Here is a 23,691-nt window from a genome sequence, read left to right as displayed (position 1 = left end):
CCGCCGAACCAGGCGAAAGCCCTCTGGAGGTCGTTTGTGAAAAACGGCAAAACCGCGCTGTACGAAGACCTGAAACGTCAAATTCTGACGATGGAACTCGACCCTGACGAACTGTTGGACGAGATGGACCTCTGTGAGCGCTACGGGCTGTCCCGTACTCCGGTTCGCGAAGTCTTCCGCCGCCTGGCAGGTGAGGGTTATGTCGATATCCGCGAGAACCGCGGAACCCGGGTCATCCCGATGAATCACTCGACCCTGCGCAACTTCTTCCAGGTCGCGCCGATGATGTATGCCGCGATCGGCCGGCTGGCCGTGCACAACTACAAGCATCGGCAACTGAACGAGCTCAAGGAAACCCAATACCGCTATCGCCAGGCCATCGCGTCCCGCGACGCCACTGCCATGGTGGTCGAGAACAGCCGCTTCCATGCGATCGTCGGTGAAATGGCCGGCAATCAATATTTGCAACCTAGTCTCGAACGCTTGCAGATCGACCATGCGCGTATCGGCCATACCTTCTTCCGCCCTCGCGACGAAGGTATGGAAGCAGACCTGCAACTATCGGCCAATCACCACGACCTGTTCATCGAAGCGCTCGAGCGCCACGACGAGGAAGCTTTCGTCGGTCTGGTGTTCGAGCACTGGGAGCCGTCACGCAAGAACATGCAGATTTACATCGCCCCGCAGGGCATCAAGCAAGACCAGTTCGTCGATACCCCTGCGCCATCCTTGTCGGAGAAAGACTCTTGAAATTCGAAGGTATCTATACCCCAGCGGTAACGCCGCACACGCCGGACGGGGAGATCGATTGGGCGGTGTTCGGCGAAGTGCTCGAATACCTGATCGAGTCCAAGGTGCACGGCATCATCATCGGCGGCTCGACCGGCGAGTATTACGCCCAAACTGCCGAGGAGCGCATCGAGTTGGTGGCCTACGCGAAGGACATCATCGGTAGTCGCGTGCAACTGATCGTGGGTACCGGCGCTATCCGTACCGAAGACGCCGTGCAGTATGCCCAGGATGCCAAGGCCATCAAGGCTGACGCCATCCTGGTCACCACGCCGCCGTACGCGCTGCCCACCGATCAGGAAAACGCCATCCATGCGTTGACCATCGACCGCGCCGCCAATCTGCCGATCATGCTGTACAACTACCCCGGTCGCATGTCGGTACAGATGAACGAGGAGTATCTGGCACGCGTAGGCAAATCGAAAAACGTCAAGGCCATCAAGGAAAGCTCCGGCGATATGGGACGCGTGCATCTGCTGGCCCGCGAGTTCCCGCACATTGCACTATCTTGCGGCTGGGATGACCAGGCGCTGGAGTTCTTCGCTTGGGGCGCGCAGAGCTGGGTTTGCGCTGGGTCGAACTTCCTGCCCCGCGAGCACGTGGCCCTGTATGAGGCCTGCGTACTGGAAAAGAACTTCGATAAGGGCCGGCAAATCATGTCGGCGATGATGCCGCTGATGAATGCCCTCGACGGCGGCAAGTTCGTGCAGTGCATCAAATTCGGTTGTGAGCTCAATGGCTTGAAGGTCGGCGACGTCCGGGCACCGTTGCGTCCGCTCAATGCAGACGACAAACGCAGCCTGCAGACCGTTATCACCAACGTGAAACGTACCGTTGCCCATATCACTTCGGGAGCCAGCCATGAGTAACCTTCTGACCGCGGTCGAATATGCCGCCATCGCCCAGTCGATTTCTTTCCCGGCCAACGCCTTCATTAACGGTGCGTTCAAGCCTGCCTTGTCCGGCAACACCTTCGCCACTCATAACCCGGCCACGGGTGAGTTTCTGGCCGACATCGCCGCGTGCGATGCGGCGGATGTGGACTATGCCGTCAGCAAGGCCAGGGAGGCCTTCGACGATGGTCGTTGGCGGTTGCTGTCACCGGGCGAGCGCAAAAGGGTGCTGCTCAAGTTCGCCCTGCTGCTCGAGCGCAATAGCCATGAACTCGCGGTGCTCGAAAGCCTGGACAGTGGCAAGCCGGTGCGCGAATGCCAGTTGGTGGACATCCCCGACACGATTCACACACTGCGCTGGCATGCCGAATTGATCGACAAGATCTACGACAACACCGCGCCCGTGGGTCACAACGCCTTGACCTTGGTGGTGCGCGAGCCCATTGGTGTGGTCGGCTGTGTACTGCCCTGGAACTTCCCGCTGTTGATGCTGGCCTGGAAGATCGGCCCGGCGCTGGCCGCCGGTTGTTCGGTAATCGTCAAGCCCGCCGAACAGACCAGCCTCACCACCCTGCGCGTAGCCGAGCTGGCCTTCGAAGCGGGTGTACCGGCAGGTGTGTTGAACATCGTAACCGGCACCGGCAAGGACGTCGGCGAGCCGATCGGCCTGCACGAAGACGTCGATATGGTCAGTTTCACCGGCTCGACTACCACTGGCCGGCGCTTCCTGCACTATGCCGCCGATTCGAACCTCAAGCGCATCGTGCTGGAGTGCGGCGGCAAGAACCCCGCCGTGGTGCTGGGCGACGCTGAAGATCTGGACCTGGTGGCCGAACATGTGGTCAACGGCGCATTCTGGAACATGGGCGAAAACTGCTCGGCGACGTCGCGCTTGCTGGTTCACGAATCGGTCAAGGACGAACTGCTCAAGCGCATGGGCGCCTACATCCGCGAGTGGAAACTGGGTGACCCGTTGGACCCGCAGAACCGCGTGGGTTCGCTGATCAGCCCGGAACACTTCGCCAAGGTGAAGTCTTACCTGGAGTATGCGATCAGCGAAGAACTCGAAGTCGCCTACGGTGGCGATACGCAAGACGGTGCGTTCGTACAGCCAACCGTGGTGGTGGGTGTCGACCGTGACAGCCGCCTTTTCCAGGAAGAGATCTTTGGTCCGGTCCTGTCGGTGACCACCTTCGCTTCGATTTCCGAAGCCATCGCTCTGGCCAATGACACCGTCTACGGTCTGGCAGCCTCTGTCTACACCAGCAACCTGCGCAACGCCATCAAGCTGGCGCGAGAAATTCGCGCCGGTATCGTGACCGTCAATTGCTTTGGCGAGGGTGACGCGTCGACCCCGTTTGGGGGCTTCAAGGAGTCCGGTTTCGGTGGGCGCGACAAGTCGGTTTTCGCCCACGATCAGTACACCGAGATCAAGACTATCTGGATCGATGTGTCCGATCGCGCTGTGGACGAGAGCGTAAAATGAGCCGCCATTCCATCAAGCGTCTGCCGGTAGACACCGGCGTTTCTGGGTGGGAGGCGATCTCCACGCGTTCGACTCCCGTGCGCAGGCTTGATGGGAGCGTGACGGCGGACTGGCTGATCATTGGCGCGGGTTTCGCCGGGTTGTCGGCTGCACGCAGGCTGTCTCAGCTGCGCCCTGATGACCGCATCGTGGTCGTCGACGCACATGAGGTCGCCAAGGGGCCGGCCGGGCGCAACTCCGGATTCATGATCGATGTGCCCCACAGCCTGTCGTCCGGGGAATATTCGGTGGCGGGGGAGTCGGCCACGGCACTGGAGATCGGCCAGAATCGTTTTGCGATTGACTTCGCTGCTCAGGCAGCCAGCGAATACGGCATGGCGCCCACCACGTTCGACCCGTCCGGCAAGATCAACGCTGCGGCTACCGAGCGGGGGCTCAAGCTCAACGTCAAATACGCCGCGTCCCTCAAGGGTATCGGCGAGCGATTCGAGTTGCTCGATGCCACCCAGATGCACGAGATCACCGGCTCACGCTATTACCGCGGCGGGTTGCGCACTCCAGGCGCGGTGATGATCCAGCCGGCCCAGTACATACGCGATCTGGCGGATGGACTGGGCGACAAGATCAGCCTGTATGAACAGACTCCCGTGGTGGAACTCGCGCGGGCGGGCAACGACTGGGTCGCGCGTTCCCACCAAGGGCAGGTGACAGCGCCCAAAGTCATTCTCGCGGTAAACGGCCATATCGAAGACTTCGGCCATTTCCGCGGGCGGCTACTGCATGTGTTCACCTATGCATCGATGACTGCGGCCTACAGCCATGACGAGCTAGGCACCGCCGCTACCGGGCAATCACGCTGGGCGTTGCTGCCAGCCGACCCGATGGGGGCCACGGTACGCAAGATTTCCGAGAATGGGCGGTCGCGAATCGTCATTCGCACCAAGTTCACCTACGACCCGAGCATCCAGGTCACGCCGCAGCGCGTTGCTCAGGTGGCAAGGGAACAACGGTCGTCGTTGGATGCTCGGTTCCCCGAGCTGAAGTCGACGCCGCTGGAGTTCAGCTGGGCCGGGCGTTTGTGCTTGAGCCGCAACAGTGCTCCGGCGTTTGGAGAGGTAGAAGAGAACCTGTTTTCAGCGTGCTGCGAGAACGGTCTTGGTACCGTGAAAAGTACGTTGGCAGGGGTTATGGCTGCTGAGCTGGCGACCGGCACGACTTCCAGGTTTCTCGAAACCTTCAGCCGTGGTCCGCAACCCAGCATGCTTCCGCCGAAAATAATAACAAGCCTGGGGGTCGGCTCGGTCATTCGCTGGCAAGCCCTCAGAGCAGGTCGTGAAGGTTGACTGCCCTGTAACACATCGGCTTTGCATCTGAAGCCACCACTCTATGCACTAACGTAGGTCGGGGAATGCCATGAAAAAGATGTGGAAGGCACTGTGTGCCATCGCAATGGTTTGCATGATGAGTACCGCACTTCATGCAGAAGAAAAAACTATCACCATGGGCACATTGTCTTGGGAAGACTTGACCCCCATTACCGGCATTACCAAGAAGGTCCTGGAGAACGCCGGTTATACCGTCAAGGTCGTATCGTTCTCCGAATGGGGCATTGCCTATGCGGCGCTGACCAAGGGTGACATCCAGATCATCACTTCGCAGACCGATTATGCGGCGCACGATTACTGGACCAAGAACAAGAACCGCCTGGAAAAACTCTCGCCTGTTTCGTTCGGCCTTTATCAAGGTATCGCTGTACCCAAGTACGTTGATATCGACTCGGTCGATCAGCTCAACGACAACGCCGACAAATTCAGCGGCAAGATTATCGGAATCGAGCCCGGTTCGGGCCTCATGAGCGACGCTACCAACGCCGTCAGCGGCTATGGCCTGAAACTCAAGCTGCTCGAAGGCAGTACCGCAGCCATGACCGCCGCCCTCAAATCTGCCATCGACCGCAAGGAATGGGTCGCCGTGACCGTCTGGGAGCCTTCGTGGATGGTACAGAAGTACGACCTCAAGTTTCTCAAGGACCCAAAAGGCATCTTCCCGCCGCCGCAAGCCTACTACTGGATCGGCAAGAAAGGCTTCGCTGAAAGCTACCCCCATGCCCGTGAAGTACTGGCCAGTGTGTACGTACCCCTGGCGGATATCACCGCCATCAACACCCAGGTCAAGGACGGCAAGACCATGGATGAAGCGATCGGCAACTGGACCGACAGCCATGCCGAGCTGCTCAAGCGCTGGGCTGATATCAAGAACTGACCGGTAACCTATTTGCCACTGCCGCCCTCTGATCAACTAAAGAAACCAGCAAATACTGGTTCGACGGGTACGAAATGACAACGGCCAACATTGACACCAATGAAGTACTGGTAGATTGCCAGTCAGTCTGGAAAATCTTCGGCAGCCGAGCTCCGGCGGCGATGGACGCGGTAGTCAAGCAGGGGTTGAGCAAGACTCAGATCCTGCAGAACTACAGCTGTGTAGTCGGCGTGTCCAACGTTAGCCTGCAGGTCCGTCGCGGCGAGATTTTCTGCATCATGGGGTTGTCCGGCAGTGGCAAATCCACGCTGATCAGGCTCCTCAACAAGCTCATCACCCCCAGCGCCGGCAAGGTGCTGGTCAAGGGCAAGGACCTCGCTTCGCTCAGCCCCGCGCAGTTGCGTGAGGTACGGGCACGGCACATTGGCATGGTGTTCCAGAGCGTTGCGTTGCTGCCTAACCGCACCGTGCTGGAAAACACCGCCTTCGGCCTAGAGGTGCAAGGCGTGGGCAAGGCGGAGCGTTACAAGGTGGCCGAGCGAGCCTTGGCCAAAGTCGGGCTGACCGAATGGGCCTCGCGCTATCCCAGCGAGCTGTCTGGCGGCATGCAGCAGCGCGTCGGACTAGCAAGAGCGATCACGGCAGACCCTGAAGTCATCCTCATGGACGAGCCTTTCAGTGCGCTGGACCCTTTGATCCGGCGCCAGCTGCAAGACGAATTCCGACAGCTGACCAAAGAGCTGGGCAAGTCAGCTGTGTTCATTACCCACGACCTGGACGAAGCCATCCGCATCGGTGACCGCATCGCGATCATGAAGGACGGCGTGATCATCCAGGTCGGTACCGCCGAAGATATCGTCCTCAATCCGGCGGACGATTACGTCGCCGAGTTCGTCGCCGGCATCTCGCGGCTGCACCTGGTCAAGGCGCACTCGGTGATGACGCCGGTGGACGCCTACCGAGCATCCCACCCTGGTGTCGATACGGCGAGGCTGGTCCGCACCACGCCGCAGGCCGATATCAACGAGCTGATCGGGCTGCTGATGAAATCCGAGCGCGATGCCCTGGCAGTCGAAGCCGCTGGCGCGGTGGTTGGCATCGTTACCGCCCGCGACCTGCTGCGCGGCGTGCAGGGCATCCCCAACGAATTCGCGCCGGCCCAGGCCGCCGAGTTGCAGGTGACGTCATGACCACACCGGACTTTTCTGCGCAGTTCGATGGCGCGATCGACAATGCCTTGGGCTGGCTCGCGGACCATGGCGAGGCGTTTTTCGACGCGATCAACGCCGGCCTGGCTGGCGTCTACAAGGGGGTGCTCTGGTGCATCGCGGCACCTCCGTTCTATGTAATCGCCTTGATGATTGCACTGATTGGCTGGCGCGCTATTGGCCTGCGGTTCGCCATTCTCTCCGGTCTGGCCTTGCTGTTCTGCGCCTTCATCGGGCTGTGGACCGAGACGGCCAGCACCCTGGCTTTGGTGCTCACCGCCACGTTCCTGGGGTTGCTGGTGGCCATCCCTTTAGGGGTGCTGGCTGGCCTGGCACCGTCGATCGATCGCGTGGTCGACCCAGCCCTGGATCTGGTGCAGACCATGCCACCCTACATTTACTTGTTGCCCGCGATCGCCTTGCTCGGCTATGGCCCCGCCACGGCGTTGCTGGCGACCTTTATCGTCGCTGTGCCGCCGGCGTTGCGTTTGACCTCGTTGGGTATTCGCATGACGCCCAAGGAGTTCATTGAACTCGGTGAAGCCAGCGGTGTGACCGGTTGGCAGATGTTCTACAAGATCCGCCTGCCCTTCGCGCTACCGAGCATTATGGCAGGAGTCAATCAAAGCTTGATGATGGCCTTCGGCATGGTGGTCATCGCCGGCATCGTCGGCTCCGGCGGCCTGGGCGAAGCCATCTACGGCGCGGTACGTACCCTGGATATCGCCAAGTCCATCGACGCAGCTATCGCCATCGTCATTCTCACCATGATCCTCGATCGACTGGCGCAAAGCGCCGCGCAATCAAGCAAAGGGGAGTCGACATGAATTTTTCTCCGGGGGCGTTTCTGGCGCCGGCAGTCGATTGGCTGAATGCCAACTTGCACAGCCTGTTCGTAGTGATCAGCAAGGTCATCGAAGCGGTGCTGGGCGCAGTGGAGGGTGCCTTGCTGGCCCCTCACCCATACCTGCTCATTGCGATCGTGGTTTCGGCGGCGTTAGTGTTCGCGCCCAAGCGGGTGGCGGTGTTCGCTGGCCTGATGCTGGCGTTCTGTCTGTTCTCGGGGTTGTGGGTCGCATCGATGCAAACCATCGCCTTGGTGCTGGTGGCCGTACTGATATCCGTAGCGGTGGCTTTTCCGCTAGGTGTGCTGGCCGCGCGGTTCAAGCGGGTCGACACCGCGCTGCTGCCGATCCTCAACATCATGCAGACCGTACCGCCATGGGTGTACCTGATCCCCGCGGTGATGCTGTTTAGCCTGGGGCGGGTGCCGGCGATCATCGCCACGATCGTATATGGCGTCCCGCCGATGCTGCGCCTGACCACCCTGGCGTTCAAACAGTTGCCCAAGGATTTGCTCGAGTTGGGCCAGGCCTCGGGTGCTTCGCCACGGGCGATCCTGTTCAAGATCGAATTGCCCACGGCGGCACCGACCCTGTTGGTGGGCCTGAACCAGTGCATCCTGCTGTCGCTGGCCATGGTGGTACTCGCCGGTCTGGTGGGCGCAGGTGGCCTGGGTGCGGAAGTCACCCGTGGCCTGACACGTATGGAAATGGGCCTGGGGCTGCGGGCGGGGCTGGCGATCGTTGCCGTCGCGCTGCTGCTCGACCGCCTGTCGCGCGGCGCCCTGCAGCGCCATTCACCCCGCAAAATGGTCTGATAGGGGCTTTGCCATGAGACGTAGTTTTTTCTGTATCGACTCCCACGCCTGCGGCAACCCGGTGCGCGTCGTGGCCAGTGGCGGGCCATTGCTACCCGCCGTATCGATGTCGGATCGTCGGGAAATTTTCGTACGTGAGCACGATTGGGTTCGCACCGCGCTGATGTTCGAGCCACGGGGCCACGACGTCATGTCAGGAGTGATCCTGTACCCGCCATATCGCGACGATTGTGATGTCGGCGCCTTGTTCATCGAGGTCAGCGGCTGCCTGCCGATGTGCGGTGCGGGTACGCTTGGGTTCAGCACCGTGGTCATAGAAGAGGGGCTCGTCACGCCCAAGGTGCCTGGCAAGCTGGCGGTCGATACTCCCGCCGGCCGCGTCGTCGTCGACTACACCCTGCGCGGCGAAGCGGTCGAATCGGTACGCTTGTTCAACGTCCCTAGCTATCTCCACAGCGCTGACGTCCCGGTCGAGGTGCCAGGTGTCGGTACCTTGACTGTAGACGTTTCCTACGGCGGCAACTTTTACGCGGTGGTAGAGCCGCAAGCCAACTGGTCCGGCCTGGATGGCATGACCAGCGCCGACATCATTGGCCTGAGCCAAAAGCTGCGCACGGCGCTGGCTGAAGTCTCGAACCCGGTCCATCCCGAAAACCAGCGCATCAGTGGCGTGCATCACATCATCTGGTGTGACCAGCCTAAAAATGCCACTGCCCATGGCCGCTCGGCGGTGTTCTATGGTGATAAAGGTATTGACCGTTCTCCTGGCGGAACTGGGACGTCGGCCAGAATGGCGCAGTTGTTCGGCAAGGGGCGGCTTGGCGTCGGTGAAGTGTTTCGTAACGAAAGCCTCATCGGCACCCTGTTCGAAGGCAAGGTCGAGGCCGCTGTCAACGTTGGCGATTTCGACGGGATTTTGCCCAGCGTCGCCGGGTGGGCTGAAATCATCGGCCACAACACCATCTTCGTCGACGATGAAGACCCGCTGGCCTACGGCTTTCAACTGGCTTGAGAGGGGTCGACTCAGTGATCGCTCGGCGCGAGTTCAGTGGCAATATGCAAGGCAAGAATCTGCGCTTCCTGCCCGAAGCGCATAGCAAGGCAGCGGGCAGGACGCGGGTGGGTTTTTTGCTGCTCGAACACTTTTCGTTACCCGCGTTCACCCAGGCATTGGACACCATTGTCACCGCCAATCTATTACGGCCGGGGTTGTTTACCTCGACCACCTATGGGCTGGAGGAGGGCGAGATCATCAGTGACTTGGGCTTGGTCATCCGTCCGGACGTGCGCCTGGGAAAAGCGGCGATTCATGACCTGGATCTGTTGGTGATCTGCGGTGGCTACCGCACGGCACTGACCGCCAGCGATGATCTGGTCGCACTACTCAAAAGCGCAGCCGCCGCCGGGGTCACCCTAGCGGGGCTATGGAACGGTGCGTGGTTCCTGGGCATGGCTGGCCTCCTGGAAGGTTACCGCTGCGCAATCCACCCAGAGCATCGCCCGGCTCTTGCGGAGATTGCCAAGGGTGCGTCAGTCACCAGCGAACCTTTTGTAATGGAACGCGACCGGCTGACGGCCTCCAGCCCGACGGGGGCGTTTCAGATGGCCCTGCACTGGATCAAGGACCGGCACGACAAGGCCCTCGTTGAAGGTATCGAGGATATCCTGTCGTTCGAGGAATCACGTTATCGGCGCACCAAAGCCACCACTCGGCTGTCGGTGAGCGCACCGCTGCGTGAAGTCATCAAGCTGATGGATACCAATCTCGAAGAGCCGCTGGAGATGGAGGAACTGGCAGTGCATGCCGGGCGCTCGCGGCGTCAACTCGAGCGTTTGTTCAAGGAACAGTTGGGCACCACGCCACAACGCTACTACCTGGAACTGCGCATTACCGAAGCCCGCAGGCTGTTGCAACACACCGAGCTGTCACAGCTGGAAGTGCTGGTCGCCTGCGGATTCGTTTCGCCGAGCCATTTCAGCAAGTGCTACAGCTCGTATTTTGGTCACCGGCCATCCATGGAGAAGCGCCGGGTCAAATAGCAGGCTCGCCTGGCAGTATCCTATTACGGCGCGCCCCCCCGCACCGGGCCGACGTGGGCGCAGAGTGTTGTTGCATGCAATCCTGTCCAAGGCTGTGCCAGGTGGACATCCGAACCGAATAGCTCAAGCCGTAATATGCTGGGTGACGCATTGGCCGCGGTCAGCGTGGATGTGTGAGTGTATTCATGCATTGTCGGAGCGTGTCGGAAACGTCACCGGTGCGGTGGCTGACAACGATCGGCGAAGTGACGCTGTTATCAATTAGTGCCACATAGCCAACGTCATCACGGTGCAACCGCTGTACGGAGGCAGGCACCAGGGTGATTCCCACGCCAGCTGCGACTAGGCCGATCGCTGTTTGTAATTCGTTGGCCATCTGTGCCACATCGATCTTCAAGCCATGTTGGGCGAACACGCCCAGGACATGATCGGCATAGCTGGGGCGCGGGCTGCCTGGGTATAAAATGAACGGCTCGATACTGAGCTGTAGCAGGGAGACCGGCTTACTGAGCAAAGGGTGTCCTGCGGGTAGTGCAGCTACCAAGGGGTCTTCGCGAAGAATCCTCTGGGTAATTGCCGGATCATCGAACAGCAGACGCCCGAAGCCGATATCGATACGCCCGCTTTTCAATGCCTCTAATTGCTGCAAGGTAGTGAGCTCAGACAAGCCCAGTTCAATGTCGCCGTGACTGCGCAGTCCCCGTATCAGGTCAGGCAGAGCGCCGTAAAGAGTCGATGGTGCGAAGCCGATACCTAACCAACGCTTGTGGCCCGTCCCGATCCTGCGCGTGTCGATACTGACACGCTCCAGTTGATCGAGCAGCAAGCTGGTTTTTTCCTGGAAGTATCGACCCGCTTCGGTCAGCCGCAGCGGGCGCGACCGTTCCAGCAGGTGGATGCCCAGCTCGTCTTCCAGTTGCTGGATCTGCCGACTCAAGGGCGGTTGAGCAATGTTCAGCTGTTGCGCCGCACGTGTGAAGTTGAGGGTTCGCGCCACAACCCGGAAATAACGTAGATGGCGAAGCTCCACAATACCTCCTGGGTATTCAATGAGACCTATTCAATATTGGACCGGCGGGTCGTCCCGCGTCAATCTAGGGGCAAGAACAAACATAAACAGGACGGATATCATGACCGCCAATATCGAACATTTCGATATCCAGATCGTCGATCTGCCCACCATTCGCCCGCACAAGCTGGCCATGCATACCATGCACGGGCAGACGCTGGTGATTCTGCGCATTCGCTGCAGCGACGGCATCGTGGGCATCGGCGAAGCCACTACTATCGGCGGCCTGGCCTATGCCGGGGAAAGCCCGGAAAGCATCAAGACCAACCTCCATACCTGGTTTGCACCCTTGCTCATCGGCCAGGATGCCAGCAACCTGAACGCTGCCATGCAGCGCGTTGACCGTGCCATCCGTGGCAACACATTCGCCCGCAGCGCTGTCGAAACCGCATTGCTCGATGCCTTGGGCAAGCGACTTGGCTTGCCTGTGGCCGAGGTACTTGGCGGGCGTGTACGTGACGGTGTGGAAGTCGCCTGGACCCTGGCCAGCGGTGACACGTCCAAGGACATCGAGGAAGCCGAGCGCATGCTCGACCTGCGCCGCCACCGCCACTTCAAGCTCAAGATCGGGGCCGGCGAGCCGGCTCGTGACATCGCTCATGTCGCGGCCATCAAGCGCGCCTTGGGAGACCGCGCCAGCGTCCGGGTCGACATCAACCAGGCGTGGAGCGAAGCGGTGGCGATCAATGCCTGCCGTCGGCTTGCCGATGCCGGGGTCGAGTTGATCGAACAGCCCCTGTCGCGCTACGACCGCGCCGGCATGGCCCGTTTGAGCGCCCACAGCCCAATACCGCTGATGGCTGACGAGGCCATCGAATCTGTCGAAGACAGCTTCGCCCTGGCGCAGATGGGCGCAGCGCCCATCTTTGCCTTGAAAATCGCCAAGACCGGTGGCCCTCGTGCGGTCTTGCGCACGGCCGCCATTGCCCAGGCGGCGGGCATCGGTCTGTACGGCGGCACCATGCTCGAAGGCAGCATTGGCACAATGGCCGCAGCCCATGCCTTCGCCACCTTGGACAAGCTGGAGTGGCACACCGAATTGTTCGGGCCGCTGCTGTTGACCGAGGACATCCTTGTCGAGCCGCCCGTGTACCGGGACTTCCAACTGCTGATCCCGCGCCTGCCGGGGCTGGGCCTGGAGCTGGACGAACATCGCCTGGCCCGGTTCGCCCGTCGATAGCCGTCATTCAACTCTTCAACCAAGGACTACCGCCATGCTTTTTCACGTACGCATGACTGTCAAACTGCCCGCTGACATGCCGTCCGAGCAAGCCGCCAAGCTCAAGGCCGACGAAAAGGAATTGGCCCAGCGCCTGCAACAGGAAGGCACTTGGCGCCATTTGTGGCGCATCGCCGGCTTGTATGCCAATGTCAGCATCTTCGATGTCGCCGATAACCAGGCGTTGCACGACACGCTGATGCAGCTGCCTTTGTACCCCTACATGGACATCGAAGTCATGGCCATGTGCAGACACCCCTCGTCGATCCACGCCGACGACCGCTGAACCTGACGTTTGTATCCACAAGAATAATGATGAGGAACACCGCCATGACCGTTCGTATTTCCCATACCGCTGAAGTGCAGAAATTCTTCGAAGGTGCCGCCGGCTTCGACAAGAGCGCGGGCAGTGACCGCATGAAGACCGTGATCCATCGCGTGCTGACCGACAGCATCAAGATCATCGAAGACCTGCAAGTCTCCCCCGAGGAGTTCTGGAAGGCCGTGAATTACCTGAATGAGCTGGGTGTTCGTCAGGAAGCCGGGTTGCTGGTGGCTGGCCTTGGCCTGGAGCACTACCTGGACCTGCTGATGGATGCTGAAGACGAGCAGGCCGGCCATGTGGGCGGCACTCCACGCACTATCGAGGGCCCGCTGTATGTGGCCGGCGCGCCGCTGTCGCAATACGAAGCGCGGCTCGACGATGGCCAGGATCCGGGCACATTGCTGTACATGAAAGGCCAGGTGCGCAATGTCGCGGGCGAGCCCGTGGCCAATGCCATCGTCGATGTGTGGCATGCCAACACGGCAGGTACCTATTCCTACTTCGACCCCTCGCAGTCCGAGTTCAACCTGCGTCGCCGCATTCAGACCGACAACCAGGGGCAGTACCGGTTTCAGAGCATCGTGCCCTCCGGTTACGGCTGCGCTCCGGATGGCCCGACCCAGGCACTGCTGGATCAGCTCGGCCGCCACGGGCAGCGCCCGGCGCACATTCATTTTTTCATCTCCGGACCCGGCTATCGCCACCTGACTACCCAGATCAACCTGGCGGGCGACAAGTACCTGCACGACGATTTCGCCTATGCCACACGTGACGAGCTGATTGCCGACATCGTGTTCAAGGAAGACGGCGGTGATCGGTATGCCGAGATCGAATTCGACTTCGTGCTGCAGCCTACCGAAGAGCCCAGGGAGCAGGACAAGCGCGAGCGGGTGAGGGCGCTGGAAGCCTTATGACAAAACGCTGAAGTGTTCAGCTCCCGACCGCAATGCGGCGGGAGCTTTTGTCGTCACCCCGAGCCTGCCTATAAAAAAACAAGAGAGGCGCACACCATGACCACCCTGTTGAGTGAACGCAGCTGCATCTTTAACCAGGCGGATGCCTACGCGGTGTCTGAATACGTGAATCAGCATGTGGGCAGCCATGAGATTCGCATTCCTCCCAAAGGCCAACCGCGGGCGAGCATCAGCCATCGGACTTTTTCCAGCCTGGACCTGTGCCGTATCAGTTACGGCGCGCGAGTGCAGGTGCTGTCCCCGGCCCTGGGATCGATCTATCACCTGCAAATCCTGTTGCGCGGCCACTGTCGCTCATTTGCCCGCGATAGAGAACAAATTTACACCCCCGGCGAGATCCTGCTGATCAATCCCGATGACCCTGTCGACCTGACCTACTCGGCGGATTGCGAAAAATTCATCATCAAGGTGCCCGTTGGCCTTCTGGAGAGTACTTGTGTGGAGCAGAAATGGGTCCTGCCCAGCAACGGCATACGCTTCGCCGCCTCGCGTCATGACCTCAGTACCCTTCAGTGTTTCGTACAACTGCTGGGATTAATTTGTCAGGAGGCAGAGAGCGCGGCAGCGCCTGAGGTCCAGGTGCTTTATGAACGCCTTGTGGCCAGCAAGCTGCTGGGGATGCTCGCCAGTAACGTAGCCCTACAAATGCCGGCGCAATCCCAAGGCCAGGGGTTCGAGGCGGTGAGGCAGTTCATCGATGCACACTTGCGCAAGGAGATCAGTATCGAACAGCTGATGACTGTTGCACGGGTGAGCGAGCGCTCGCTGTACTTGCTGTTCGAAAGGCAGGCGGGCGTGTCGCCGCGCGATTACGTGCGCCAGCGCAGACTGGAGCGTGTCCATGAATTGCTGCAGTCGCCTGCTGCCCGCAGCGTCACAGAGGTCGCACTGGATCATGGCTTCCTGCACCTGGGGCGTTTCTCCGAAGCCTATCGCAAGCGCTTCGGTGAACTGCCATCGCAGACCACACGTCGCTGCCAAGAGGGCCTTGCGGTAAATGGATAGCGATGTGCAGTGGCTGGATATCGCCAGGAAGGCGAGGCATTTAAGGTGAAAGTGCCTGATACAAGAACAACGGAGGGCCCAGCCCATGAACCAGAATATCGATGCTCTTGCTCGACAGATCCGTGAATCTGTCCAGGAAGATCCTGCCACTGGCGTTTTCCGCTGCCGCCGAGACATCTTCACCGATCAGCAACTGTTCGACCTGGAGATGAAGCACATCTTCGAAAGCGGCTGGGTGTACCTGGCGCACGAAAGCCAGGTGCCAGACATCAATGACTACTTCACTACCTACATCGGCCGTCAGCCGGTGGTGGTGACCCGGGACAAGCAAGGCCAGCTGCACGGTCTGGTCAACGCCTGCGCCCACCGCGGTGCCATGCTTTGCCGACGCAAGCAAGGCAACAAGGGGTCGTTCACCTGCCCGTTCCATGGCTGGACGTTCAGCAATGCCGGCAAGCTACTCAAGGTCAAGGATGCCAAAACCGGGGCCTACCCTGACAGCTTCGACTGCGACGGCTCCCATGACCTGCGCCGGCTTGGTCGCTTCGAAAACTATCGTGGGTTTCTGTTCGGCAGCCTGAGCGAGGCGGTGCCCGAGCTGAGCGACTACCTGGGTGAAACCCGCACGATCATCGACCAGATGGTCGACCAAGCGCCCGAAGGCTTGGAAGTGTTGCGCGGCAGTTCGGCTTATATCTACGACGGCAACTGGAAGCTGCAGATCGAGAATGGTGCCGACGGCTACCACGTCAGTTCCGTGCACTGGAACTACTCAGCGACCATGGGGCGACGTAACTACGAGGCCGAGGGTACCCGTACCGTCGATGCCAATGGCTGGTCGAAAAGCCTGGGCGGGGTGTATGCCTTCGAGCACGGGCATATTCTGCTGTGGACCCGCTTGCTCAATCCCGAAGTACGTCCCGTGCATGCCCACCGTGAAGCCCTGGCCGAGCGCCTTGGGCAAGAGCGCGCGGACTTCATCGTCGACCAGACCCGCAACCTGTGCCTGTACCCCAACGTCTATCTCATGGACCAGTTTTCCACGCAGATCCGCGTGGTAAGACCGATTGCCGTGGACAAGACCGAGGTGACTATCTACTGCATGGCGCCAAAAGGCGAAAGCGACAAGGAGCGCGCCACCCGCATTCGTCAGTACGAAGATTTCTTCAACGTCAGCGGCATGGGTACACCGGACGATCTGGAAGAGTTCCGCGCCTGCCAGACCGGTTATCAGGGCGCGGCACCGTTGTGGAACGATCTGAGCCGTGGCGCCAAGCAATGGGTAGAAGGCCCGGATGACAATGCCAAGGCCATGGGCATGCGCCCACAGCTCAGCGGCGTGAAGACCGAGGATGAAGGCTTATTTGTTCGCCAGCACGCATTCTGGGCATCCCGCTTGCTCAACGCGCTGGAGTCCGAGCGCGAACGCTTGATCGCCACTGACAAGGAGGCTCAGCCATGAGTACCTCCCGTGACCTGCTGCTGGATTTTCTCTACCGCGAGGCGCGGTTGCTGGACGACCGCCAGTGGGATGAGTGGCTGCAATGCTATTCCCCGGACGTGGAGTTCTGGATGCCGGCCTGGGACGACCAGGACAGCCTCACCGAAGACCCGCATCGGGAAATCTCGCTGATCTACTACCCCAACCGCGATGGCCTGGAAGACCGGATATTCCGCATCAAGACAGAGCGCTCCAGTGCCAGTACGCCAGAGCCACGCACTGCACACTTGATCGCCAACCTGGAAGTGCTGAGCGACGACGGCGCCACCGTCGAGCTGCGCTTCAATTGGCACACCCTCAGCCATCGCTACAAGACCACGGATTCGTATTTCGGCACCTCGTTTTATCGCCTGGACGTCAGCGGCGAACACCCGCTGATCGCGCGCAAGAAGATCGTGCTCAAGAACGACTACATCCATCAAGTCATCGACATTTACCACATCTGAGGGCAAAGCCATGACGTATTCGATTGCCTTGAACTTCGAGGATGGGGTCACCCGATTCATCGACTGCAAGCCGGGCGAAAAGGTGCTGGATGCCGCCTATCGCCAGCGTATCAATCTGCCCATGGACTGCTCCGATGGCGTATGCGGCACCTGCAAGTGCCACTGCGAGACGGGCGAATACGACCTGGGTGACGACTACATCGAAGATGCCCTGGCCGAGGATGAAGCCGAGCAGCGTCAGGTCCTCACTTGCCAGATGGTGGTGCAGTCCGATTGCGTGCTCAGCGTGCCGGTACCTTCCAGTGCCTGCAAGACGGGGACCAAGCATTTCGGCGCGACGGTGTCGAGCATCGTAACCTATGCCGACGCCGCCGTGGAGGTCAGTTTCACCCTCGACCAGGCGCCCGTTTTCCTGCCGGGCCAGTACGTCAATATTGCCGTGCCTGGGGGCCAGCAGACACGCTCGTATTCGTTCAGCAGCCGCCCCGGTCACACCCAGGCCAGCTTCCTGATCAAACAGGTGCCCGGGGGCCTCATGAGCAGCTGGCTGGCCGGTGCCAGCGTCGGCGCGCAGGTCAGCATGACCGGCCCGCTGGGCAGTTTTTACCTGCGCGCGGTTACTCGGCCTCTGCTGTTCCTGGCGGGCGGCACTGGTCTGGCGCCTTTTCTGGCCATGCTCGAAGTGCTCGCTGAAAAAGGCGAGACCCAGCAGATCTGTCTGATCTACGGCGTCACCCGCGATCAGGATCTGGTGATGGTCGATGCCTTGCAGGGCTTCTCGGACCGCTTGCCCAATTTCAGTTTCGTGACGTGCGTTGCCGACCCTGCCACGGTGCACCCACGCCAAGGCTATGTTACCCAGCACATGGCAGCAGGTGCACTGAATGCAGGCGATGTGGATGTCTACCTGTGCGGTCCGCCTCCCATGGTGGACGCGGTGCGCAAGTATTTCACCGAGCAGGGTGTGACCCCCGCCAGTTTTCACTACGAAAAATTCACCCCCAACGCCGTGGTCACTGGCGATGCTGCCTGAGGAGGTCGATATGAGCCTGCGTTTCGTTGACAAAGTCGCCGTGGTCACCGGTGCAGCCCAGGGCATAGGTCTTTGCGTGGTCGAGCGCCTGCTGGAGGAGGGCGCCTGGGTGGTCGCAGTGGACCGCTCCGAGCTGGTGCACGAGCTCAGCAGCGAGCGAGTGTTGACGCTCACCGCCGACCTCGAGCAGAGCACCGAATGCGGCGAGGTCATGGGCGCTGCCCATGGTCGATTCGGGCGTATCGATGTTCTGGTCAACAATGTTGGAGGCACCATCTGGGCCAAGCCTTTCGAGTACTACCGCAGCGAAGAAATCGAAGCTGAGGTGCGTCGGTCATTGTTCCCGACATTGTGGTGTTGCCACGCCGTACTGCCCTACATGATCGAGCAGGGTAGCGGAGCGATCGTCAACGTTTCTTCAGTCGCGACTCGCGGGGTGAACCGAGTGCCTTACGGCGCTGCCAAGGGTGGGGTGAACGCCCTGACGGCCTGCCTGGCGTTCGAGACTGCCGAACGAGGCATCCGTGTCAATGCCACGGCGCCGGGCGGCACCGAGGCGCCACCACGACGCATCCCCCGCAACACCCAAGCGCCCAGCGCCGACGAACAACGGTGGTACCAGCAGATTGTCGACCAGACCGTCGACAGCAGCTTGATGAAGCGCTACGGCACAATCAACGAACAAGCGAGCGCCATTCTGTTTCTGGCTAGCGATGAGGCTTCCTACATTACCGGCGTCACGCTGCCTGTAGGGGGTGGAGATTTGGGCTGATCCGGCGGCCGCATTCAAGCCGCTGATCTCCTCGGCGCCAATAAGGCGCCTACTGCAAACTTCCAGACGGTTGTCATCCTCGCCGAGGTCGGCACGAACGTCTGGCTGGACACTGAAAATATGGCGGCCGCTTTATTGCCGCCCCAAGGACAGTACCGAGTTGAGGGCGTTTGTGTTTTTCACGCATTAGCGCGGTGCAATGCGTGAGCGGTTCGTTGAGGGTTTCGTAGTCGTCGCTTCAAAGGGTGGAGTTCTGTGGCTAAGGACATTCCAGCACGGTGGTTAGTGATCTACGCGGGGCTGTCTAGAACGGACTGCTTTATTCTGGGTAATCCCATGCCACGTCTTTCTCCACTTGAACCAGCGATCGCTGGCCCTCGATACCCGCGCCACTTTCTTCCAGTCGCTCGACAGCTACGGCCCCTTTTCGCGATCTGCTCGGCGCTTTCGCCAATCTGATGAACTTGATCTGCTAATACGTGAATATGCGCGACTGGTGACCCTGACGCCTGAACGCATCAGCAATGGGTTTCACGCGCGCTTGCGGGCGTATCCAGGAACAAGCCCTGGCGTACCGTGCTCGGGGCAGTTCATCTGGCGACTGTCGGATGACCCGGAGCAGGGCTACGTGGCTGATGTAACAGCCGCCGCGGCGGCTACGCTGCGCGGGGCCTCGCAGCCTGCTGCGGTGCCTCTCTGCAGCAGGTCCCACGGCATCGCTGGGCTCGCTATTTGCCCAATGATTCTGTCGACGTTAGCCATTGCCGATACCACTGGCCATAGCGCTCCAGCCGATCACGCACGAATGACGGCCGGAGCAGCCGATGTCCCTCGCCGGGATAAACGATCAACTGCGTTGGTACGCCATTGACCTTGAGGGCCTGAAACATCTGTTCGCCACCCAGGATCGGCACGCTCGCGTCCTTGTCGCCACCGAGGAACAAGGTGGGTGTGTCGATGCGGTCGGCGTGGAAGAACGGGTAGGAGTTCCGGATCCACAGCTCCGGGTTCTGCCACGGCGCGGGGAATTCAGCCCGCCACAGAGTGATCCACTGATCATGGCCGTACATGGCCAGGCGGTTCCCGCTGCCGGCGCCGCTGATGGCAGCCTTGAAGCGCTTGTCGCTGGCGATCACGTAGTTGGTGAGGAGCGCACCGAAGCTCCAGCCGCCGATGCCTAACCGCGCGGGGTCGGCAATTTGCCGCTGGGTGAGGTAGGTCACGCCTGCCAGCAGATCCTGCACGGGCAGCGTGCTCCAATCGGCGAATATCGCGTGGCTGAAAGCGCTGCCGCGACCGGCACTGCCGCGATAATTGACGTGCAGTACAGCGTAGCCTTGCGCTGCCAGGTATTGCCGTTCGAAGGAAAACGCGTGGCTGTCCTGAGCGTTGGGGCCGCCATGGATCTGCAGCAGGGTGGGCAGGTGCTGGCGCTGCGAGCCCGGCGGATAGGTCAGCAGGCCATGGATCGAGGTACCGTCGGCGGAGGGGAAGGCGATGTCTTCGGCAGGCAGCCAAGCTACTCGTTGATTGAGTTGATCGTGCAGGTGGCTGAGACTCTCGGCGGGTAAGGCTGTCACTTCGTTCTGAACCAGGCGGAACAGTTCGCCGGGTCGGGTGTCCGCTGAGGCGATATACGCCAGGCCCTCGCCCCCTGTGGCGAACGCGCTGACAGTCAGTGGCCCATCGATCAATGGCCGTATGGCGTGATCGGCCAAGGACATTTCGAAAACACCCCGCCGGCGATCTCCGGTGACGATAAACCGCAGGCGCGTTCCGTCGGTGCTGAACCGTGCGGCACTGACGTCCAGATCGAGTGCCGCGCTCAACCGCTCGGTGTTGCCGTCGTCGAGCCGCACTGCGCTCAGGTATTGATGACGGCGAAAATCCTCTTGGGGATCGTCGCTGCTCAAGTACACCAGGCGCTTGCCGTCAGGTGACCAGGCCGGCTCATTGCCATAGCCCGAGCGTGCGGCAGCGAGCGGCTTGGCGGTACTGCCGGGCGTGGCCGAAATGACGAACAGGGTCTCGTGGCGGGTCTGATCGGTGCTGGCGATAAAGGCGATGGAGCGACCATCCGGTGACCAGCGCGGGGTGGTCTGGGCAAACGCACTCGCTGCGGTCAGGCGTTGCGGCGCAGGGTCATTCAGGCGCAGCAGGTAGATCTGCGCGATATCGTTGCCTGGCAGATAACCAACGCCGTCGCGCTTGAATTCATAGCGGTCGATGACCTGCGGCTCGTCGGGTCTGGGTGGCGCGACCGGGCTGTAGATCAGCGCCAGTTGTTGCCCGTCGGGCCGCCACTGATAGTCGCTGATTACTCCGGTCACTGCTGTCAGCAGTGTCGCCTGGCCGCCTTGCAAGTCAACCTTCCAAAGCTGTAGTCGGCCCTGATCGGCAGCTAGAAAGCTGATGCCGCTGCCGTCGGGCAACCACTGGGGCTGGCTGAACGACTGCGTATCATCGAGGATCAACCGCGGTGCTCCGCTGTTTACGCCGGCAAGCCAGAGCTGGCGATGTAGACGGTCATGTTGGGTGTCTGCGCTGGCGACGGTGTACAGCACTCGCTGGCCGTCCGGGGAGATCTGGGGATCGCTGACGTCCTGAAGTTGCGTCAAGTCCGCCAGTCGAGCAGGCTGTGCTGCTTCGGCGTGAAGGGCTGGAATAGTCATGAGCGTACCAACGATAAGGGCGAGCGAGCACGCACGCCGCAGCGAACCTATGTTCATTGAAGACCTGACCTTGCGAACAGAAAGGGAAGGTGCCCGTCGCCTTCGACGGGCGTTTGCAGCGTGGCTTAAAGAATGGTCCAGGAGACCCCCACATACACGCCGAAGCCGTCGCCGGCGAATGAGCGCGCGGCGTCCTGGCCTTTGTCGTCGTAGCCGGGAGTGACAGTCGACGCATAGTGCTTGTTGGTCAGGTTGCGCAGGTCGAGCCAGCCGTCCCAGTCATGCTTGGGTGCGGCGTAGCCAAAGCGGGCGCCGAACAAGGTGTAAGGCGCGGCATAGTATGAGTTGGCGTAATCCACGGCGATGCGCGATGCGTGCTCGGTGTTGAACGCCGTGTACAGGCCGTTGGGCAAGCTGTAGCGCAGTTCGGCCTGATAGTAGTGCTTGGGAATACCCGCCAGTTGGTTATTGCCGAAGCGGTCGTCGTCCTTGTAGTGAAAGTCGCTGTAGGTGTAGGCCTGGGTCAAGTCGACCTTGCCCTGAGCGCCGCCGTTCCACACCGGCGTGACCACGCCCAGCTCGACACCTTGATGCACGGTAGGGCTGGCGTTGGACTCGGCAATGATCTGAGAGGTGGTGGCGGTGGCCGCCTGGGTTTCCACCGACAGCAGTTCGTGGCGTACTTCGGAGCGGTATACCGCCAGATCCCACTGGCCGACATTCCACTGGCCTACCCAGGCATCGCCGCGGCCACCGATTTCAAGGGTGGTGGCGGTCTGATTCTTGAGGTGGATGCCGTCGCGCTGCAAACCGGTGGCGGCACCGCTGCCCGCCGGGAAATACTTGTTCGAGCCCCAGATCAGCGACCAGGCATGGGGTGGCTCGACCGAGCGGCTGAGGTTGCCGTACACCTGCAGGGTCGGGCTGAAGTCATAGCGCAGCCCGGCTCGTGGCGCATAGTCCCAGCTTTCCTGGCTGTCGTTGCCACCGCTGGCGGGATAGTCGACGTCGGTGCGGCGTGAGGTGTAGATAGCCGCGATACCGGTGGTCAGCCACAGATTGGGGACTAGCTCCAGGTCATTGCCGACATGCAGCACGCTGTCCGAACCCAAGTAACTGTAGTCGCGGGTCTTGGTCCCTGGGGCGTAGCCCGCAGTGTTCCCAGCTGGCGTGCGTACGTACTCCGAGGCGCCATTGTTGGGTAGTGCACGGGTGCTGCGCAGGCCGATGGTGGTCTTGCTGACATGCCCTGACAACTCGTCTTCACGCAAATAGTTGAGCACGCCGCTGACGTCGGTGTAGGCGACCTTGATGCGGTTGGTGCCTTCGCGCAAGTCCATGGGGTAATCGTGGTAAACGAAGCCTGCTTCGATCTGTGAGTTGTCGTCGATATGGTAAGTGGTGGTGTTGCCCAGCCAGGTAGTGCCGGGCTCGATGCGCTTGGCGTCGCGAGCCAGATAGCGGCTGTTGGCACCGCGCGAATCGTGGCTGATCTGATAGCGGGTCTGGTTGCCCGGCATGTCGTTGTCGGTTTCCCGGTAGCGAAAGTAGAAGCGTGTTTCCAGCTGCGGGCTGAAGCGATAGCCGAAATTGGCAGCCACCCCTTTGCCGCTGCCACCGGCGTGGTCGCGGTAGCCATCGCTTTGCGAATCAGTGAGGCTGATGTAGTAGTCGGCGTTGCCTAGCACCTGTCCGGAGCTGATTTCGCGCTTGGCGTAGCCGTTGCTGCCGAGCTCGTAATGGATGCCGAGCTTAGGGGCGTCGTAGCCGGTGCGGCTGATGTAGTTCACCGAGCCACCCAGGGCCAGTGCGCCACGATCAAAGCCGTTAGCACCGCGAAGTACTTCAACTCGGCTCATCCACAGGGGTTCCTTCAGTTCATACGGAGTGCCCCCAGGGCCGGTCAGCGGCAGGCCGTCGATGGTCTCGAACAGGCCGGAGGCGTGAGCGCTGGGGCCGCGATTGACGCCGGACCCGCGGATCGACAGCTTGACCCCTTCGTTGTTAGTCGACCTGGCGTATACACCAGGCTGTAAGCGAAACACATCTTCGTTGTTGCTGGCGCGGCCCTGTTCGACCTTGGTCAGGTCGACATAATTGGTGCCACCCGGGGTGTTCTTGAGTTTTTCCTTGGCGGCTTCAGCGTCGGTTTGGGCTGGGTTGAGGGCTTCTCCGACGACTTCGACGCGGCCCAATTGCACCGCTTGGATGTCGTCGGCCGCAAGCACCGAAGAACTGAGCGCCAGCGCTGCACCACAGCTCAGCCAGGGCAATGCACGGAGGGCAAAAGGAGGTTGTTTGGACAGCATGCTGGATGTTCCTTCGGATGGATCTTAT

At 60.7% G+C, this 23,691-nt stretch carries 21 protein-coding genes; 18 read left to right on the top strand and 3 right to left on the bottom strand.

Annotated features, from left to right (window positions below; all coding sequences use genetic code 11):
* Positions 1 to 36 precede the first annotated feature (36 nt).
* From AC3WJP_RS02785 to AC3WJP_RS02740, 10 genes are all read left to right on the top strand, one after another.
* Complete coding sequence (locus AC3WJP_RS02785) at positions 37 to 750, top strand: GntR family transcriptional regulator (RefSeq protein ID WP_493719706.1); 714 nt, start codon at positions 37 to 39, stop codon at positions 748 to 750.
* Positions 747 to 1,658: a dihydrodipicolinate synthase family protein gene (locus AC3WJP_RS02780; RefSeq protein WP_493719705.1), complete on the top strand. Its 912-nt coding sequence runs from the start codon at positions 747 to 749 to the stop codon at positions 1,656 to 1,658. The genes AC3WJP_RS02785 and AC3WJP_RS02780 overlap by 4 nt, the downstream gene beginning before the upstream one ends.
* On the top strand, positions 1,651 to 3,168 hold the full coding sequence (locus tag AC3WJP_RS02775; RefSeq protein ID WP_493719704.1) for an aldehyde dehydrogenase: 1,518 nt from the start codon (positions 1,651 to 1,653) through the stop codon (positions 3,166 to 3,168). The genes AC3WJP_RS02780 and AC3WJP_RS02775 overlap by 8 nt, the downstream gene beginning before the upstream one ends.
* Entirely contained in the window at positions 3,165 to 4,511 is a 1,347-nt protein-coding gene (locus AC3WJP_RS02770) for an NAD(P)/FAD-dependent oxidoreductase (RefSeq protein ID WP_493719703.1), read from the top strand. The genes AC3WJP_RS02775 and AC3WJP_RS02770 overlap by 4 nt, the downstream gene beginning before the upstream one ends.
* Before the next feature lie 70 nt (positions 4,512 to 4,581).
* Positions 4,582 to 5,430 carry a glycine betaine ABC transporter substrate-binding protein gene (locus AC3WJP_RS02765; protein ID WP_493719702.1) on the top strand — a complete coding sequence of 283 codons (849 nt, stop codon included), beginning with the start codon at positions 4,582 to 4,584 and terminating at the stop codon, positions 5,428 to 5,430.
* 74 nt (positions 5,431 to 5,504) lie between these two features.
* A complete protein-coding gene (locus tag AC3WJP_RS02760) occupies positions 5,505 to 6,620 on the top strand; it encodes a quaternary amine ABC transporter ATP-binding protein (RefSeq protein WP_493719701.1) in 1,116 nt (371 codons plus the stop codon).
* A complete protein-coding gene (locus tag AC3WJP_RS02755; protein WP_493719700.1) occupies positions 6,617 to 7,465 on the top strand; it encodes an ABC transporter permease in 849 nt (282 codons plus the stop codon). Before AC3WJP_RS02760 ends, AC3WJP_RS02755 begins: the two co-directional genes overlap by 4 nt.
* Positions 7,462 to 8,298 (top strand): ABC transporter permease, encoded by an 837-nt coding sequence (locus AC3WJP_RS02750; protein ID WP_493719699.1) that lies wholly within the window; start codon positions 7,462 to 7,464, stop codon positions 8,296 to 8,298. Before AC3WJP_RS02755 ends, AC3WJP_RS02750 begins: the two co-directional genes overlap by 4 nt.
* A gap of 13 nt (positions 8,299 to 8,311) precedes the next feature.
* A complete protein-coding gene (locus tag AC3WJP_RS02745; protein ID WP_493719698.1) occupies positions 8,312 to 9,310 on the top strand; it encodes a 4-hydroxyproline epimerase in 999 nt (332 codons plus the stop codon).
* A 44-nt stretch (positions 9,311 to 9,354) separates the two neighbouring features.
* On the top strand, positions 9,355 to 10,338 hold the full coding sequence (locus tag AC3WJP_RS02740) for a GlxA family transcriptional regulator (protein WP_493719996.1): 984 nt from the start codon (positions 9,355 to 9,357) through the stop codon (positions 10,336 to 10,338).
* Positions 10,339 to 10,498: 160 nt separating this feature from the next.
* Here the strand turns inward: AC3WJP_RS02740 and AC3WJP_RS02735 are convergent, their stop codons facing one another.
* Positions 10,499 to 11,368, bottom strand: coding sequence for a LysR family transcriptional regulator (locus AC3WJP_RS02735; RefSeq protein WP_493719697.1), 870 nt, complete (start codon positions 11,366 to 11,368; stop codon positions 10,499 to 10,501).
* 100 nt (positions 11,369 to 11,468) lie between these two features.
* Here AC3WJP_RS02735 and AC3WJP_RS02730 point away from each other — a divergent pair, with 100 nt between their 5' ends.
* From AC3WJP_RS02730 to AC3WJP_RS02695, 8 genes are all read left to right on the top strand, one after another.
* Positions 11,469 to 12,587, top strand: a complete 1,119-nt coding sequence (locus tag AC3WJP_RS02730; protein WP_493719696.1) for a muconate cycloisomerase family protein — start codon at positions 11,469 to 11,471, stop codon at positions 12,585 to 12,587.
* 34 nt (positions 12,588 to 12,621) lie between these two features.
* Positions 12,622 to 12,912, top strand: a complete 291-nt coding sequence (gene catC / locus AC3WJP_RS02725; protein WP_493719695.1) for a muconolactone Delta-isomerase — start codon at positions 12,622 to 12,624, stop codon at positions 12,910 to 12,912.
* Between the two features lie 44 nt (positions 12,913 to 12,956).
* Positions 12,957 to 13,865: a catechol 1,2-dioxygenase gene (gene catA, locus AC3WJP_RS02720; protein WP_493719694.1), complete on the top strand. Its 909-nt coding sequence runs from the start codon at positions 12,957 to 12,959 to the stop codon at positions 13,863 to 13,865.
* A gap of 96 nt (positions 13,866 to 13,961) precedes the next feature.
* A complete protein-coding gene (locus AC3WJP_RS02715) occupies positions 13,962 to 14,930 on the top strand; it encodes an AraC family transcriptional regulator (protein ID WP_493719693.1) in 969 nt (322 codons plus the stop codon).
* Positions 14,931 to 15,015: 85 nt separating this feature from the next.
* Positions 15,016 to 16,392: a Rieske 2Fe-2S domain-containing protein gene (locus AC3WJP_RS02710; RefSeq protein ID WP_493719692.1), complete on the top strand. Its 1,377-nt coding sequence runs from the start codon at positions 15,016 to 15,018 to the stop codon at positions 16,390 to 16,392.
* On the top strand, positions 16,389 to 16,877 hold the full coding sequence (gene benB, locus AC3WJP_RS02705; RefSeq protein WP_493719691.1) for a benzoate 1,2-dioxygenase small subunit: 489 nt from the start codon (positions 16,389 to 16,391) through the stop codon (positions 16,875 to 16,877). The genes AC3WJP_RS02710 and benB overlap by 4 nt, the downstream gene beginning before the upstream one ends.
* 10 nt (positions 16,878 to 16,887) lie before the next feature.
* Positions 16,888 to 17,910, top strand: a complete 1,023-nt coding sequence (benC, locus tag AC3WJP_RS02700; protein ID WP_493719690.1) for a benzoate 1,2-dioxygenase electron transfer component BenC — start codon at positions 16,888 to 16,890, stop codon at positions 17,908 to 17,910.
* A 10-nt stretch (positions 17,911 to 17,920) separates the two neighbouring features.
* A complete protein-coding gene (locus tag AC3WJP_RS02695; protein ID WP_493719689.1) occupies positions 17,921 to 18,682 on the top strand; it encodes a 1,6-dihydroxycyclohexa-2,4-diene-1-carboxylate dehydrogenase in 762 nt (253 codons plus the stop codon).
* Positions 18,683 to 19,410: 728 nt separating this feature from the next.
* Here AC3WJP_RS02695 and AC3WJP_RS02690 read toward each other — a convergent pair.
* Both AC3WJP_RS02690 and AC3WJP_RS02685 read right to left on the bottom strand, forming a co-directional pair.
* The gene (locus AC3WJP_RS02690) at positions 19,411 to 21,354 is read right to left on the bottom strand and encodes a S9 family peptidase (RefSeq protein WP_493719688.1); all 1,944 of its coding nucleotides are present in this window, start codon (positions 21,352 to 21,354) and stop codon (positions 19,411 to 19,413) included.
* Positions 21,355 to 21,479: 125 nt separating this feature from the next.
* Positions 21,480 to 23,663 (bottom strand): TonB-dependent receptor family protein, encoded by a 2,184-nt coding sequence (locus AC3WJP_RS02685; RefSeq protein ID WP_493719687.1) that lies wholly within the window; start codon positions 23,661 to 23,663, stop codon positions 21,480 to 21,482.
* Positions 23,664 to 23,691 lie beyond the last annotated feature (28 nt).

This window comes from Pseudomonas sp. GW821-FHT01A09 (genome assembly GCF_058986725.1).
This window is presented reverse-complemented; position numbering and strand designations above follow the sequence as displayed.

Bases quoted from the DNA above. Each gene is read 5' to 3' on its own strand.
- AC3WJP_RS02685 (WP_493719687.1), bottom strand. From the start codon at position 23,663: ATGCTGTCCAAACAACCTCCTTTTGCCCTCCGTGCATTGCCCTGGCTG.
- AC3WJP_RS02715 (WP_493719693.1), top strand. From the start codon at position 13,962: ATGACCACCCTGTTGAGTGAACGCAGCTGCATCTTTAACCAGGCGGAT.
- AC3WJP_RS02740 (WP_493719996.1), top strand. From the start codon at position 9,355: ATGCAAGGCAAGAATCTGCGCTTCCTGCCCGAAGCGCATAGCAAGGCA.
- AC3WJP_RS02770 (WP_493719703.1), top strand. From the start codon at position 3,165: ATGAGCCGCCATTCCATCAAGCGTCTGCCGGTAGACACCGGCGTTTCT.
- AC3WJP_RS02730 (WP_493719696.1), top strand. From the start codon at position 11,469: ATGACCGCCAATATCGAACATTTCGATATCCAGATCGTCGATCTGCCC.
- catA (WP_493719694.1), top strand. From the start codon at position 12,957: ATGACCGTTCGTATTTCCCATACCGCTGAAGTGCAGAAATTCTTCGAA.
- AC3WJP_RS02695 (WP_493719689.1), top strand. From the start codon at position 17,921: ATGAGCCTGCGTTTCGTTGACAAAGTCGCCGTGGTCACCGGTGCAGCC.
- AC3WJP_RS02690 (WP_493719688.1), bottom strand. From the start codon at position 21,354: ATGACTATTCCAGCCCTTCACGCCGAAGCAGCACAGCCTGCTCGACTG.
- AC3WJP_RS02760 (WP_493719701.1), top strand. From the start codon at position 5,505: ATGACAACGGCCAACATTGACACCAATGAAGTACTGGTAGATTGCCAG.
- catC (WP_493719695.1), top strand. From the start codon at position 12,622: ATGCTTTTTCACGTACGCATGACTGTCAAACTGCCCGCTGACATGCCG.
- AC3WJP_RS02765 (WP_493719702.1), top strand. From the start codon at position 4,582: ATGAAAAAGATGTGGAAGGCACTGTGTGCCATCGCAATGGTTTGCATG.
- AC3WJP_RS02745 (WP_493719698.1), top strand. From the start codon at position 8,312: ATGAGACGTAGTTTTTTCTGTATCGACTCCCACGCCTGCGGCAACCCG.
- AC3WJP_RS02710 (WP_493719692.1), top strand. From the start codon at position 15,016: ATGAACCAGAATATCGATGCTCTTGCTCGACAGATCCGTGAATCTGTC.
- benB (WP_493719691.1), top strand. From the start codon at position 16,389: ATGAGTACCTCCCGTGACCTGCTGCTGGATTTTCTCTACCGCGAGGCG.
- AC3WJP_RS02775 (WP_493719704.1), top strand. From the start codon at position 1,651: ATGAGTAACCTTCTGACCGCGGTCGAATATGCCGCCATCGCCCAGTCG.
- AC3WJP_RS02755 (WP_493719700.1), top strand. From the start codon at position 6,617: ATGACCACACCGGACTTTTCTGCGCAGTTCGATGGCGCGATCGACAAT.
- benC (WP_493719690.1), top strand. From the start codon at position 16,888: ATGACGTATTCGATTGCCTTGAACTTCGAGGATGGGGTCACCCGATTC.
- AC3WJP_RS02750 (WP_493719699.1), top strand. From the start codon at position 7,462: ATGAATTTTTCTCCGGGGGCGTTTCTGGCGCCGGCAGTCGATTGGCTG.